Origin of the sequence: Lysinibacillus sp. 54212, assembly GCF_036662795.1 — a bacterium.
Lineage (GTDB): Bacteria > Bacillota > Bacilli > Bacillales_A > Planococcaceae > Lysinibacillus_B.
On record NZ_JBAFWZ010000029.1, the window covers coordinates 1 to 15,492 of the forward strand.

General features: G+C 38.6%; 13 protein-coding genes. 6 read left to right on the top strand and 7 right to left on the bottom strand.

Annotation, left to right across the window (positions count from 1 at the left end; translation table 11 throughout):
• Window positions 1-76: 76 nt before the first annotated feature.
• Together gerQ and V4T18_RS15715 are read right to left on the bottom strand one after the other, a co-directional pair.
• On the bottom strand, window positions 77-385 hold the full coding sequence (gene gerQ / locus V4T18_RS15710; RefSeq protein WP_332651036.1) for a spore coat protein GerQ: 309 nt from the start codon (window positions 383-385) through the stop codon (window positions 77-79).
• Window positions 386-432: 47 nt separating this feature from the next.
• Window positions 433-801, bottom strand: a complete 369-nt coding sequence (locus tag V4T18_RS15715) for a cell wall hydrolase (RefSeq protein WP_442916955.1) — start codon at window positions 799-801, stop codon at window positions 433-435.
• 236 nt (window positions 802-1,037) lie between these two features.
• Between V4T18_RS15715 and V4T18_RS15720 the strand changes: the two genes are divergently transcribed.
• The gene (locus V4T18_RS15720; protein ID WP_332650977.1) at window positions 1,038-1,208 is read left to right on the top strand and encodes a hypothetical protein; all 171 of its coding nucleotides are present in this window, start codon (window positions 1,038-1,040) and stop codon (window positions 1,206-1,208) included.
• 99 nt (window positions 1,209-1,307) lie between these two features.
• On the opposite strand, the gene hemQ is transcribed toward V4T18_RS15720, so the two are convergent.
• Window positions 1,308-2,057, bottom strand: coding sequence for a hydrogen peroxide-dependent heme synthase (gene hemQ, locus V4T18_RS15725; protein WP_332650979.1), 750 nt, complete (start codon window positions 2,055-2,057; stop codon window positions 1,308-1,310).
• Window positions 2,058-2,218: 161 nt separating this feature from the next.
• Between hemQ and V4T18_RS15730 the strand changes: the two genes are divergently transcribed.
• Window positions 2,219-3,046, top strand: a complete 828-nt coding sequence (locus V4T18_RS15730; protein WP_332650981.1) for a lipoate--protein ligase family protein — start codon at window positions 2,219-2,221, stop codon at window positions 3,044-3,046.
• An 18-nt stretch (window positions 3,047-3,064) separates the two neighbouring features.
• On the opposite strand, the gene V4T18_RS15735 is transcribed toward V4T18_RS15730, so the two are convergent.
• On the bottom strand, window positions 3,065-3,712 hold the full coding sequence (locus tag V4T18_RS15735) for an RsfA family transcriptional regulator (RefSeq protein WP_332650983.1): 648 nt from the start codon (window positions 3,710-3,712) through the stop codon (window positions 3,065-3,067).
• Between the two features lie 319 nt (window positions 3,713-4,031).
• Here V4T18_RS15735 and V4T18_RS15740 point away from each other — a divergent pair, with 319 nt between their 5' ends.
• From V4T18_RS15740 to V4T18_RS15750, 3 genes are all read left to right on the top strand, one after another.
• Window positions 4,032-4,256 carry a DUF1450 domain-containing protein gene (locus V4T18_RS15740; protein ID WP_332650985.1) on the top strand — a complete coding sequence of 75 codons (225 nt, stop codon included), beginning with the start codon at window positions 4,032-4,034 and terminating at the stop codon, window positions 4,254-4,256.
• A gap of 158 nt (window positions 4,257-4,414) precedes the next feature.
• Window positions 4,415-5,707 carry an HD domain-containing protein gene (locus V4T18_RS15745; protein WP_332650986.1) on the top strand — a complete coding sequence of 431 codons (1,293 nt, stop codon included), beginning with the start codon at window positions 4,415-4,417 and terminating at the stop codon, window positions 5,705-5,707.
• Window positions 5,708-6,310: 603 nt separating this feature from the next.
• Window positions 6,311-11,377: a collagen binding domain-containing protein gene (locus V4T18_RS15750; RefSeq protein WP_332650988.1), complete on the top strand. Its 5,067-nt coding sequence runs from the start codon at window positions 6,311-6,313 to the stop codon at window positions 11,375-11,377.
• A gap of 34 nt (window positions 11,378-11,411) precedes the next feature.
• Here V4T18_RS15750 and V4T18_RS15755 read toward each other — a convergent pair whose 3' ends face one another.
• Window positions 11,412-12,068 carry a class A sortase gene (locus V4T18_RS15755; RefSeq protein WP_332650989.1) on the bottom strand — a complete coding sequence of 219 codons (657 nt, stop codon included), beginning with the start codon at window positions 12,066-12,068 and terminating at the stop codon, window positions 11,412-11,414.
• Between the two features lie 61 nt (window positions 12,069-12,129).
• On the bottom strand, window positions 12,130-12,315 hold the full coding sequence (locus V4T18_RS15760) for a 2-hydroxymuconate tautomerase (RefSeq protein WP_332650991.1): 186 nt from the start codon (window positions 12,313-12,315) through the stop codon (window positions 12,130-12,132).
• 68 nt (window positions 12,316-12,383) lie between these two features.
• On the opposite strand from V4T18_RS15760, the gene V4T18_RS15765 reads away from it, so the two are divergent.
• On the top strand, window positions 12,384-12,899 hold the full coding sequence (locus V4T18_RS15765) for a YwhD family protein (RefSeq protein WP_332650993.1): 516 nt from the start codon (window positions 12,384-12,386) through the stop codon (window positions 12,897-12,899).
• 421 nt (window positions 12,900-13,320) lie between these two features.
• Here the strand turns inward: V4T18_RS15765 and V4T18_RS15770 are convergent, their stop codons facing one another.
• Window positions 13,321-15,402, bottom strand: coding sequence for a transglycosylase domain-containing protein (locus tag V4T18_RS15770; protein WP_332650995.1), 2,082 nt, complete (start codon window positions 15,400-15,402; stop codon window positions 13,321-13,323).
• Window positions 15,403-15,492 lie beyond the last annotated feature (90 nt).

Consider the following 15,492-nt stretch of genomic DNA (forward strand, 5'->3'; position numbering starts at 1 on the left):
AAAGTACCCTACAAGAGGACTTTTTTAAGTGTCCATCTTATAGGGTACATTTTACGAGAAGTGGGCATTTTTTGTCTTATCTTCCTTGATTAAAATAATTAAGCTCTTCATCGAATTCCGCATAATCGAAATAAATCATCGGGAATAAAAAGCGATGATTTGTTTTCAGCTCACGTAATATCACGTGATCACGCCCCGCTGCTTCTACAACGCCACGAACGACTTTTGTATTCTTTCCTTGCTCAACAGCATGCTCAAAAGAAAAATAAAATGTACCGGGCTTGCCTTTATTTAATCTTAAAATATTTTCAATATAAGATTCTTCACGAGGTAAACCTTGCTGTGGGAATGCACCTGGGGGCATTGCACCCTGCTGTGTAAACATTCCTTGAGGCGTGTAATAATAAGCCAATAAAACCTTCCTTTCTTAAATTAAAGTGTTGGACAGTCCTGTTCGGTCGGTGAGAAAAAGCAATGCGCCTTATAGCGGCCGGTGTTCCATTGCCCGTACCATTGAGCAGGGCAATTCCCTTGAGGCCTGAAGAACCAAAGTGAACGGGTAGCTGGATGAAACCGTTCCCCATTGATCACACGCTTGGCTAAATCGATATCCATCTGACGCGCTCGCTGATAAAAATATCCTTTCTGAGTAGCTTCAAAACCACCAGGTCGTTGATAAACCATATCCTCTATTGAACGAATATCCCTAAAATCCAGACAATCGGCTCGGACGCGATTAATGCCTACATTGCCGACCATCAGCATGCCAAGCTGACCATCTCCCTCTGCTTCCGCACGCATGAGTCGAGCTAAAAGTGCAGTTTGAGCATCATTTGTTTGGACTACAGCGATGCGATAACCTCCTTTTCGACAGTATATGCATGGACATAAAAAGATGATGCGTAATAGAGCAGTATAAAATAAAATCTTGTGCATATACTGATGAAAATGAGTTGCTCTAATTGCCGGATTATTTTGTATTACTAGAAGAATGAGAACTGTTGCTTAGTGTAGATACTTCAAGGAGTGAGTGCATTATGCAAATTGGTGTGTGGATGGGTATTTTTGTAAGTGCTATTTTAGCATTTGTTGTAGGGGATTTTTATGGGCAGAAATTACATTGGTACTTATTTATTATAATGATCATTATCGGGTTATTCATTAATACTGTTATATTAATTCTAAAGGCAAATGATGATAAAACTTAGAGAAATGGGCTGGGGAAACTGAGCTCATTTCTTTTTGTTTAGTGCAAAAAAGCACATAATACAAGGATTCTCTTGTAAGTTATGTGCTTTCGGAAAATATTATACAGTTAGGAACTTCACTAATTTTTCATTGTCTAAAAGGTTTCCTACGAAGAATGCGCCAAATTCACCATAACGCGCAGATACTTCGTCAAAGCGCATTTCGTATACAAGCTTTTTGAATTGTAGTACGTCATCTGAGAATAACGTTACGCCCCATTCGTGATCATCGAAGCCTACAGAGCCTGTAATAATTTGTTTCACTTTACCAGCATAGCCGCGACCAATCATCCCGTGTGAACGCATTAAGCTTTTACGCTCATCCATTGACAGCATGTACCAGTTGTCATCACCTTGACGTCGTTTGTCCATTGGGTAGAAGCATACATATTGTGAACGTGGTAGCTCAGGGTATAGACGCGCACGTACATGTGGGTTTTGGTATGGATCCTCGTTTGATTCACCTGCTAAGTAGTTTGAAAGCTCTACAACAGACACATAAGAATATGTCGGGATTGTAAAATCAGCAATCGCTAATTTATTAAATTCTGCCTCAAGTTCTTGAAGCTCATCCATTGTTTCGCGAAGTGTCATTAGCATAAAATCTGCTTTTTGACCTACGATAGCGTAAAATGCATGTGCACCCGTTTTCGCAACATCCGCTTCATTAATTTTTTCTAAGTACTGGATAAATTCCTCAACGGCTGCTTGACGCTCCTCTGCAGAGACTAGCTTCCAAGACGCCCAATCCATTGAGCGGAAATCGTGTAATGCGTACCAGCCATCTAATGTAATCGCTGCTTCATTCATATTTAAGACACTCCTTCTAATTGAAAATCATTCACATTCAGTGTAGCACAAATATCGCGTTTTTCGTCATGTGAAACATGAAATTGACTTTATTTCACGAATTTGACATAGCTTAAAAATGCAGTATGCTAAAGTTATTCGGTATTTAGGGAGTTAAAATCATGGATCGTTTATTTAATGAGAAGGATTGGCGCTTTATAGACCAATCTTTTAGTGCCAGAAATCGTTCGCCGCTAGAATCATTTGGGATGGATGACACGCTTTGTCACTTAGTTGGGCATGAGAAGTCAAATCCTGTTATTCGAACGTGGGTGCACGATGATGCCGTCGTTCTTGGTATTCAGGATCATCGTTTACCCTTTATAGAAGAAGGAATGAGCGTGTTACGTAACGCTGGATATGAGCCAATTGTACGCAACTCAGGTGGACTTGCTGTCGTGCTTGATAGTGGTGTGTTAAATATCTCACTAGTATTCGCTGAAAAGGAGTCTGTTAGCATTGATGTAGCATTTATGAGAATGGTGAATTTTATAAAGGCTATTTTTCCTGAGCTAGAGGCAAGAATTGAAGCCTACGAGATTGTCGGCTCTTACTGCCCAGGTACTTATGATTTAAGTGTTGATGGACGGAAATTTGCTGGGATTTCTCAGCGTCGAATGCAAAATGGGATTGCAGTGCAAATCTATTTATGTATTGAAGGTAGTGGAAGTGAGAGAGCTGAGCTAATCCGTCAATTTTATGAGGTAAGCCTAAAAAATGAAAAAACAAAATTTGTGTATCCTCGTATCACACCACATGTGATGGCATCCTTACAAGAGATAATGAGTAAAAAGATTACCGTTACGGAAGTAAATAGTAGGATTCAGCAGCGGCTGCTTGAATGGAATGGCGATTTGCAGTTCATGCCGTTGCAGCAAGAGGAGCTTGAACTATACTCACATTATTTAACACGTATTTTTAAACGGAATGAATCACTATTATCGATATAATTAAAAAGAGGCGACGTGCTACATATGCACTTCGCCTTGTTCATTTTGACCAGAAGAAACTACTAAGTTGCCGTTCTTCTCCATTTTAAATACAGGTGCAACGCGTTCCTCTTCTTCGTTTAAAGTTACGAGTTTGCGAGCGCGGTTCATAATATTAACAAACTGCTCGTAATCATCCTTGATTTCTCTGTTTTCATTTTCTAATTTTTGAAGCTGCTGTTCTAGTCCCTTTATTTTCTCTGTCGCTGCATTTGCTACCTGCTTCCATTTTAATGCCTCATTTTCTGTTGAACTACTATGCTGTAGTCTTGCTAAATAGGCAATAACAATATCTAGAGAAAGTGCAGATAAAGGAATGGCTCTCGTTTCTTCCTCATGTGCAGATGGAAGTAAGTATACTTGCTGTGCGCGGCGTTTGCCAATTGTGCCTAATACGCGCATTCTTTCCTTTCGCTCCTTCTTTGCCTGCGATAGTTCTTCCTCATAGAGACGGCGAACGACCGCATTCCAACGAAAGCCACATGCAGCTGCAGTACGGTTAAGTGCATCGCCGGCCTCCTCAAATGCATTTAATTGTGTGCTACCTTCCTTGACGTGACGAATTACAGCCTGGGCTAATAATTCATCGTTTTCTTTTAACCAAGCATCTTGTCTAATTTTGACCAATTTTAATACCCTCCTGACATGTTCATAGTTTGGTTGTTCCTTCTTCCTCTATCATGACCAATCGTGAAAGATTTTATTCTTTAATTTTTTAAAAAGATAGGGAAGTTTACATTGTTATTGAAACGGCTAGAAAATAGGATTCGCTGCTCGATTGGATATTAAAAATCACTTCATAAAAAAATAGAGTTCAGACCTTTGACGGAGATACTACGTTTTCACTTGAAGGGAAGCTGAATTTTAAGCTACAATAGGAAAGGTTTAATAGGCGACGAAAAGACTAAAATGCGTAAAACTATATAATAGAAGGGGTGTTGACAAGATGGCAAACTTATTTCATGTTTGCGATGAATGTCAGGCCGTTAATTTAAAAACGTTAATTCCTAAACTTAAAGAAATAGATCCAGAAGCAACGATTGAAATTGGCTGTCATTCATACTGCGGACCAGGCCGCAAAAAAACATTTACATTCGTCAATAATCGTCCAGTAGCTGCCCTAACGGAAGATGAGCTAATGGAGAAAGTAATAGCTAAGCTAAAAAAGTAACTTAAAGCTACCGTCAAAGGCTCATTGATGGTAGTTTTTTTGTTGTGAAGCATAGGAATAACAGAATCTTACCTATTACTTGGGGACGAGATATGTTATTTCTGATAGAAACCCTTATAATGAATAGTAATAATATTAGGAAAATTGGAGGTGTAGGTATGAATTATGGGAATATGAAGCTAGCAGAGGAAAAAGTGTTTAAAGATCCTGTTCATCGTTATGTGCACGTACGCGATAGAGTGATTTGGGATTTAATCGGTACACGGGAGTTTCAGCGTTTACGTCGTATTCGTCAGCTTGGCACAACATATTTAGTCTTTCACGGTGCAGAGCATAGTCGATTTAATCACTCGCTCGGAGTTTATGAAATTGTACGCCGAATTATCGATGATGTGTTCCACGGTAGGCCAGAATGGGATAATAGTGAACGTTTGGTAGTTTTATGTGCAGCGCTTCTTCATGACTTAGGGCATGGACCATTTTCCCATGCCTTTGAAAATGTTTTTGGAACAGACCATGAGGAATACACGCGTGATACGCTATTAGGGGATACTGAAGTGAATGAGGTGCTGCGTCGAGTTTCACCGGATTTTCCACAAAAGGTGGCACAGGTCATTGCAAAAACATATCCGAATCAGCAAGTAATAAGCTTAATATCAAGTCAAATTGATGCAGACCGGATGGATTATTTACAGCGAGATGCCTACTATACAGGTGTTAGCTATGGTCATTTTGATATGGAACGTATTTTGCGCGTTATGCGTCCTCGAGAAGGGCGTGTTGTTATTAAGGCTAGTGGCATGCATGCAGTTGAGGATTATATTATGTCCCGCTATCAAATGTATTTACAAATTTATTTTCACCCTGTGTCACGAAGCGCGGAGGTTGTTTTAAAAAATATCTTAAAGCGTGTCAAAAAATTAAGCGAAGAGGATTATTGGTTTAAATATGAACCCGTCCATTTTAAGCCATTTTTCCGTGGGAGAGTCACTTTACAAGAATACTTAGCGTTAGATGAGAGTATTTTGCTTACATATTTCCAATTTTGGATGGATGAGCAGGATGATATTTTAAGTGATCTTTGTCAGAGATTTGTCAATCGTAAGCTGTTCCACTACACCGATTTAAATCCAAAGGAACAGCCTGAAAAATACGAACGTTTACTAGCCTTATTTCAGCAGGTAGGTGTAGATCCAACATATTATTTAATCCATGATTGTACGACAGATTTACCATACGATTTATACCAGCCAGGAGTGAGCACAAAGCTACCCATCTTTTTAGAGCTTCCAAATGGAGAAGTTCGAGAGCTCTCGCAGCAAAGCATAATCGTCGATGCTATTGCAGGTAGAATGAAAATCGATCATAAAGTGTACTATCCAGCAGAAATTTTAAAAAATGATTCAATCGACCAAAAACTACGTAAAGAAATAATAGATTTTTTAGGATAATTACAAAAAGCGCGCGAAATGCTATAAAAATAGTATTTTTGTGTGCTTTTATATATTTAATCATTATTTTTTGATAAGGATAAGAAAAAAACGAATAGAAAGGCTCGAAAAGATAATTTAACAAAAATCGATATAAGTGGTTAGTAAGTTATATATATTACGAAAATTAGGTATCGTTAGTATCAAATTTGTGGTGAATTTTATGATTATAAGATGAAGAATTACTGGGAAAATTACCAAGATAAAAGTGTTTAATAAGGAAATTATAAGCAGTTTTATGTTATTTTATATTTTGTTGCCGATAAAAAGGGTAGATACTATTAAATAGTATTATTATTAAAGCCAATTAAATCCAGAGGAGGAGGGGTAATTATCATTGAAGTGTCATCACAACTAAATATGAATCTATGCTACATACTAGAAGAGCCTGCAAGAATAACTTGCCTCAAGCTCCGTTCTATGTAGCATACTGAAGGCGACTAACGATTCAAGGAAGGAGAGGCTAGCCTGTTGTTTGTATGTATCCCTTTCCTAGAAAGAATGATACATAGTCGTCAACAAGCAAAAACAGCTATCTCTCTATACCTAGAAAAGGAGAGAGCAATGAAAAAACTAAATATTACAATTCTACTTGTACTACTCGTTTTTCAAACGATACTAAGTCCAATTTCGGTATTCGCGAACGAAACCGATCCACTAGCAAATGTCGGCGTAACGGAACCGGTTGCAAATGCTAATGAGCAAGAAGCCACTCCGACTGAAAATGTTTCAGAGCCAGTTGCGAATGCGGATGAGGAAGAAGCCACACCACCGACAGAAACTGCAACAGAGCCGATTGCGAATGTAGCGGAGGAAGAAACCGCACCACCAACGGGAAATTCAACTGAACCTGTTGCTAAGGCTGAGGATGGAGAAGTAGCTTCTACTGAGCTAGCTGAAACAGAGAAAGAGGATTTAAGTGGACAGATTACAGACGTGCAAGTTTCTTTAAAAGAAAGTAGTACGGGGGAAGATTTAACTTCAACGTCTAAAGAATTAGCTCAAACTACCGAAGCTGCTGTTAATTATGTATTTACGGTCGATTTGGGCCAAGGAGCAAATGTAGGTGATTATTTTACATTTAAGCTACCAAAATCATTAATTGATTATAGCTCTAAATTTAATGGTAGTTATCCAAAAGGCGCAGTAAATCCAATTTACACGTATTCGACAGCTTTAGGTAGTGATGGGAAATACGAAGTCACAGTAACATTTAATCAGAAAATTTCGCCTGTGGAAAACGCTGAATATAATAGCTCGAAGGCAGAAATAAAGATGGATTTTAATTCTAAATTCACACTTTCAGGTGAATCATTGGAGCAAGAGTTAGTGGTTCCAGATGGAATCTCAGGAGAAAAGACAATTAGTCTAACATTCTTACCAAGCACAGCCAATAAAAAGGTCACTAAAACTAAGGGTAATGTTTCGACAGTAGACGGCAAACGCCAAATTGAATGGGCTGTTTGGGTGAATGAGGCTGGTAAAGAGCTTGTAAATGCCACTCTAACAGATACACCAGGTACAGGACATGCGATTAAAGCTGGAACGGTAAATATTGCGCAGTACACGGTTGGATTAAAAGGTGTTATTGACAAAAGTGGGGCAGGTACATCTGTATTAGCAAATGGTAATTGGTCGGATGTGAATGCAAAGTTAACAGGAAAGAATGCTTATAAAGTGACGTATAAAACAGAGGTTAACTTAGGTGAACCTGAAGGGAATACAACACTGATTAATACAGTCAAGTTTAAGCACGATAATATTTCAGAAGAGACAGCAAACGGCTCAGTCACACTGACATATGGGGATGCACTTAAAAAAGAACTAGTATCTGGAAATAACTATAAAACTTCATGGGCGATTAATTATAATTATAACTTAGCGAAACGTACTAATCCTGTTATTACAGATACACTTTCTTCGGAAACAAACGCGCATATGATTGATATTGATTCAATTCGAGTGTTTGAAGTAACAGTCGATGGAAGTGGTAATGCTACAGGAACTCCTAAAGAAGTAACAGATCCAACAGGTACACTTTATAGCGTAGTACCAGAGGGAGCAAACGGCTTTAAATTATCATTTGCAAGCCCTGTTGAAAAAGCTTATCGCATCATATACGATGCTAAGTATCTAGACGATTATTATACTAAAAAAACCCCGGTAACATTAAGTAATACTGTTACGGCTGAAGGTATTGCTTCTCACGGAAAACATACTGCAACACATGATATTAGCCAAGGAATTCTTAAGAAAAGCCGTACAATTGACTTTGATAAGAAAGAAATTCATTGGAAAATTACGGTTACTGCAGACAGTAAAGATATCTCAGGCTTAACAATCGATGATACATTTTATTACGGTACACGTACGGGAAAACATACCTTAATAGTACCTGATAAACACTCTAATCATGGGATAGATTTAAGCGGTATGACAGGGACTATAGAGCTTAAAGACCCAACCGATCTTAGTCAAGGATTCTTCATCAAAGATGCTGAGGTTAAACAAGGTGAAACAGGGATAATAACTTATGTAACATCATTCGCTATTGAAGAAAATGGTGAGGTAGCGACACAAGGGTATGGAAATGAAGTGAACGCTAGTTGGGCTAGTTATAGTATAAAATATGTTAGAGTTAATTATGAACCAAAACCAACTTCTGTGAATAACGGAAGTAAATCAGGTTCTTACAATTATGAGAATCAAACATTTACATGGGGTGTAAAAGTTAATATAAATAAGAAAAACATTAATAATGCGCTATTAACAGATACGCTTGGGGAAGGTCACGAGATTGTTCCTGGATCTATAAAAGTATATAACTATACGTTAGTTCATGGTGATTCATCAGAAGATGATACAAAAGGTGATAAAGGGTCTGAATTATCAGATACACATTATGGGGTAAATCTAGCGCCCGATAATAAATCATTTACATTAACATTCAATGATAATTTGCCAGCAGACGTAAACAACAAAGTGTATTTAGTTGAGTATAATACGAAAGATTCGGATGATATTATAGGAATTGGTTCAACAGATAAAAACGCAGCAGGGAATGTTTATTCGAACATAGCGAAGTTTCAAACGTTAGGTACACAAGAATTCACTCTACCAGCTACACCAGTAACAGTAAATGATGCGAATAGCTTGCTTAAGAAGGAAGTCGAATCTCAAAGTGCACCAGTTGTGACGTGGTTACTAGATATTAATAAATCACTATCAGCTTTAGGTGATGTTACATTAACAGATACACCATCAGAAATGCTCATGCTTGTACCAGGGTCAATTAAAATTAGACCGTACAAGGTTACAGCTACAGGAGTAAGTGAAGGTGACGCGTGGCAAGATGCTACAGGTGTAACTTATAATGAGGATGGTGGATTCACTCTTCCTTTAGGGGATTTAACGCATAAAGGCTACCAAGTGAAATATGAAACATTAGCCTTTGGTGCAAAGGATGATTTGTTCAGCAATAATGCGAAAATCTCTTATGCTGGTGCTACAAGTGCCAACCAACAAACAAGTATTGAAACAGAAAATAAACAATCGTTTAGTAATTCCTCTTCTGATTTCTCTGCAACAAAAGGGAATGCAAAGTTTGTTAAGATTGGTAAAAATGCTGCAACAGGAATTGATACAGCGCTTGAGGGTGTACAGTTCCAATTAATCAAAAAAATCGGAAATAAAGAATATATTATCGGTACTAAAGAATCCAAAGCAGATGGCACATTTACATTTGAGAATATTAACTACGGTAAGTATATAATTCGTGAAGTAGCAGCGCCAGCTGGCTATACTAAAATGGATGATTTTCCGTTTGAGCTAGACGAAACTAAGGATACATTGAAAGAGCCAACAGTTGAAACGGAGTTAATTAATACTGTAGATGAATCAAAAATGTGTGCAAATTATACATTGACTTTAAAAGATGCGGATGGAAATGTTCGTCCAAATGTAAAAGTAAAATTAGTAGCACAGGGTGGCACTGAATTTGAATATACGACAGCTACGAACGGTACTATTTCAGTTCCAAGAGCTACAGTGGCTCCAGGAGTATATAAAGTCATTGAACTGAATGAAGACGACACAGAAAAATTAGTATTAACGGAGTCAATTAATGTAAAATATAGTGAAAATGACTGTTCAGGTGAACTTCAATTAGCACCAGCATGTAGTGACTTTACATTTGTATTAAAAGATGCTGATGGGGAAGTATTAAAAAATACTATCTTTGAAATGACTGTTAATAATAAAAATGCAGATGGTACAACTACATCTGAAACATATACATTAACAACAGATAATGACGGTAAACAACAATTGCCGTCTACAACAGTAGCAGGAACGTATGAGGTTAAAGACACATCAGGTAAAAAACTTGGTGATTTGACAGTGAGTTATTTAGGTAACTGTCAAGGTGAATTACAACCATATAAAGCTTGTGATATTTTCACGATTACAGTCAAAGGTCAAGATGCCAACATTAAACCGAATGCAAAAGTAATTGTTGAAGATAGCTCGGGTACAGAAGTATCTTTAGCTACAGATGTAACTGATGCAAATGGAAAAATTCAATTACCACAAAATCAAGCACCGGGTGAATACACAGTATATGAGCAAAATACTGATAGCACAAAAGGTGATGAGATTGGCAAAGTAAAAGTTACGTATACTGGCGACTGTACAGGTGAAGTGATTAAAAATGCTTGTCCAGCATTTACATTAACAGTGAACAATAAAGATTTACAGCCAGTAGGTGCAGGTGTTGGAGTAACAATTAAAGACCAAGCAGGTGCTGTTGTTACTTCAGGCACAACGGATGCAAATGGACAAATCGCATTCACTGATAAATCTTTATTACAGCAAGGCGTGGCTTACGAGGTATACAACAGTTTAGGCCGAAAATTAGGCGATATTACAGTTAGTTATATCGATGAGGTTTGTGGTGCTGCAGTTGCTGTTCCTGATAACGTTTGTCCACAATTCGCATTAACAGTCCAAAACGTAAGCGGTGTAGCACGTCCAGGCGTGACGGTGACAATTAAAGATGAAAGCGGTGCAACGACTATTGCCACTGCAACAACAGATTCAAACGGTGTGGCTACAGTACCATATACAATTGAACCGGGTAAATATCGTGTGTATGAGGGTGCTTCAATACTAGGAACAATTACAGTAACGGATACATGTATTGCACTTGTAAAACCATCTTCAGGTGGCGGCGGATGGATTCCTCCAGAACCACCAGTAGATCCAGAGAATCCAGATCCAGAAAATCCGGATCCGGAGAACCCAGTAGATCCAGAAAACCCTGATCCAGAGAACCCGGATCCAGGTAAGCCAGTAGATCCAGAAAATCCAGATCCAGAGAACCCGGATCCAGGTAAGCCAATAGATCCAGAAAATCCAGATCCAGAAAACCCAGGAGATAATCTTGGTGATAACGATGGTAATAACCAAGGTGATAATAAGGGTGATGGGGATTCGCAAGGGTCAATTAAAGATAAGGAAGATAAGCTTCCTCAAACAGACGGCGCCTCTCAAACAGCGGCAACGCTAATTGGTCTATTATTAGTAGCGATTAGTGGTACATTATTATTCGTACGTCGTCGTAAAACAGCATAAAATAAAGCCCTTAACGAACAGGAGTCCTGATTCGTTAAGGGCTTTCGCTTTCAAGTGGACGTTTTTCTTTAAATTGGGCACGGACAGCTAATCGCTTTGTCCCTTCTTCAGCGCATGTGATTAAGGTCAAAACAGTCTCATCCTTTATATCATCAATTACGGTTACTTCAGTTGCTTCAATTACTTCTTTTGTCGTGAGTTCATACTCATATATAAATTCCATATCAGACAAATAAATGGCATCTCCGACATTAGCCTCATAAAGTGGACCAAATAAAATATCCTCACCTTCAACATAATGGCTCGCTAATGCGTAATTGCCAACCCCCATCGATTGCTCGGGCTTCATTGTACCAGCACCGGCCGCTAGGGCTTGTTTGCCAACCCCTTTTATTATGGGTAGCTCTAAATCAACGGATGGAACAGCGATGCTCCCAATTACAGGAAGGTCCTTCCGACTTGCTTGTGCCTTTAAAATGTCAGAGAGCGTTAATGATTGTACCTCTTCAAAATCAAACGATACATCGCTTGCAGCATTTTGCACAATTTGCTCAGAAGATACAGGGATTGTATTCGAGCTTAATCTTTTTACAAGATAGTTTTGAATCGGTTGAAGTAATAGTAGCATAACACCAACAAGTAGCATGAGGACTAGTAAAACGGAGACGAGCTTAGAACGAGTGTTTTTCATAAAATCACCTCTTTAGTAAAAAAGAGAATCACACAGTTTGTGGACTCTCTAGTAAATTGTATTATTTATCAGATGCACGTACGCCGCCCGTAGCGTAATGTGCTTTTGGCATGTCCTCAATAATAATTGTCACATTTTGTGCTGGCGCTCCCGTTGTTTGGGCTACGGCTTCCGTTACTTTTTCCACTAAAGCACGCTTTTGTTCGTCTGTACGACCTTCTAATAACTTTACTGTTACGATTGGCATCTTATAATCCCCCTAAATGAGTATGATAGTGTATATTATTAATAATAGCGTATACGGAGGTATTTACAATGGCGAATGAAGAAAAACCGAAACAAAAAATGGGATTTACAATTATTAAAAATGATCCAACTGATGGGCATGGAGGGTTCGGAATTGGATCGCTCACGCTTGAAAATGTTTCACCGGTTATTATCGATGTGAATGAAAGAACAGCAATTGTTGATGTTGGGGCGATGCATGCGAAAAGTGATGTCGAGCGGGGCATTAAATTTACGACGGATCGTGCGGACTCAGAAGGTGGCAAACCGTACTGGCTTGTATGGGTGACGATTGATTATAAGGAAGAGGGTCCGTATTTTGCGGGGGTAACGGCATGTGAAATGGTCGTTAACCGTGAAAAGCGCCGTGGCTACAAAATACTACCTGAGCATGTCAACAAAATGGATAAATCAATGAAGCGTCAAATTATGGTCGACAATATGGATGATTCATCAAAAGAAGTGTTGGTAGAATTCTTTAAAACACATAATGTAGAAATGTGGAACAGAAGTGAGCAAAAGCTACATGAAGATTTAACGGTCTAATAGTAAAAACAATGCAATCCATATGAGGTATAGCTCTGATTCGTCAAGAAATTTCTAGTAAAATGTATTAGAAAGCGTGAACAAACTGTGACATTTCCCGTTCTTTATGAATCGATGGTTGAAACTACCTGTGAAAAAAAGTACACTTGAGACAGAGCTTGCATTAGTAGGCTAGGACACTTGGACAAACGAAAAGTCATGAGAGCTATGCGGCATTTGAACATTCCCAAGCCGAATGCCCCATGATTCTCATGCTTTCGCTTGCCATAAAAAAAGCTATTTCTTCCCACGGAAAAAATTCCGGGGATGAAATAGCTTTTTTTAGTAGATGTAACCTTATGTGTAAAGACATCATCTCGCCTCTGGTTTTAGGGCGAGATATGTTTTTCTAATAAAAGTCCCGGTATAATACAGACGTTATTCACCAAAGATTAGTTCCCGAGGAATCCTTAGGGAACCGTCTAAATAACTCATCCCAGGAATCACTCCATTTGTCACCCCAAGTACTTGAATCAAAAATATTGAAGTTGGAGCATTTTTCAACAGGCACATCCTCTTTTTTCATATAAATAAGTCGTTGCTTCGGGCAGGCATCTGTCGCAAGTTTCCCTGTTTCAATATCAATGACAACACCCTGAACCCCTTTAGGAACATCAAAGGTTTCATTTTTTTGTCCGCTATGAACAGCTTCCATAAAATCAACCCATACTTGCTTTGAGGCAGCCATATCCTCTTTTACAGATAGTGTTTTCCCTTGATCATAGCCGTTCCAAACACCTGTAGTTAAGTTTGGAGAGTAGCCAATCATCCACTGGTCACTGTTAGTAGTCCCAGATTTTGCAGCGTATGTTCGAGTAATACGAGAGCGAATTGAAACGCCTGTTGCCGCAGAGTAATCGCTATAAACAGGGTCAAAAATTCCGGTCATCATATCAGTTAAAACAAAGGCATCCTCTGCTGAAATGACTGTCTTGCTTTTTGGTGGCTTGTGTTTATAGACGGTTTCGCCTTTTGCATTTTTAATGGATAAAATCATCGTTCCTTGTCGTTCTTCACCGTTTGCTGCCAGAATATTATAGGCATTCGTTAAGTCGAACAAGGAAGATTCCGTAGTTCCGAGTGCCATAGATGGCGTATTTTTATCTGAATAATTTAAGTTAAATCGCTGTAACGTTTCTCTGAAAGGTTTATAACCAATATCCTGCAACGTTTTTACGGCATAAATATTATCAGAAATAGCTAGTGCCTGTGCTAATGTAATATCATGCTCAGCAAATTTTCCATTTACGTTTTGCGGTGTATACGATGCACGCCCGTTATCGTATGTGAATGTTGTCGCCGACACATCTAAAAAGGTCAGCGGTGAATAGCCCTGTTCTAGAGCTGCTGCGTATAAAAGTGGCTTAATGACGGAACCGGGCTGACGTTCTGTTAGTGTTACACGATTATAGGAGCTAGTGCTATAATCCCGTCCACCAACTAACGCTGTAACATACCCTTTCTCTACATCCATACTCACAAGCCCTACTTGTAATTCATTGTCAGGCATGTTTTTAGCGATAGCTTCCTCTGCTGCTTTTTGATGGGCCTGATTCAGTGTTGTTTGAATCGTCCAGCCACCTTCACTAATGTTGATGTTTTTGCTTTTTAGTATTTCGGTTGCCTCATTCCAAACAGCATCTAAAAAATAGGGTGCAATTGATTTAGTGGCAAGCCATTCATCACTTTTATAAACGAGCTGTTCATTCTTTGCGCGTTCCTGCTCTTCTTTTGATATTTTTCCTTGCTCTTCCATTAAGCCTAAAATTAGCCTTTGCCGATTGGTTGCTTTTTCAATGTTCGCGTTAGGAGAATAGATGCTTGGTCCTTTAGGAATACCGGCAAGCATAGCAGCCTCAGCTAATGTTAAATCAGTAGAGGATTTTCCAAAGAAGTAACGACTAGCTGCTTCAACTCCGTACATACCATGACCATAATAAACGGTGTTTAAATAACCCTCTAAAATTTCATCCTTATCATAAAATACTTCTAATCGGTAAGCATAAAGCGCTTCATTAATTTTTCGTGTCCAAGTTTTTTCGTGTGTTAAATATAAATTCCTTGCGTATTGCTGCGTCAATGTACTTGCACCTTGCACTTTACTGCCGGCCTTTATATCTGCCAATAGGGCTGAGGCAATCCGTGAATAATCAAATCCGCCATGCTCATAAAAATCTTTATCCTCAACAGCAATAGTGGCATCAATTAAATAAGGTGATAGTTTATCGAGTTCAACCCAATAACGACGTTCCTCGGTGAAATAATCCCCAATTTCATTATTTTGACTATCTAAAAAGATAGAAGCTTTTGGTACTGTTAATGGAGGTGCTCCAGCAACTTGAGCATAAATACGCAATGAAATAAAAGAAACGGCAACAGCACAAATAGCCCCAATGGTTAATAAAAGTGCGGTTTTACCCCATTTCAGACGCTGTTTTTTACGAATTAGCTCTCGTCGTTTCATATAATTTCACCTCAATCTCTACAATTGTTTTTAGTATGTGTCTGAACTGCCAAATTAAAACGGATTATAAAAGAAAAACTATTGCACTTT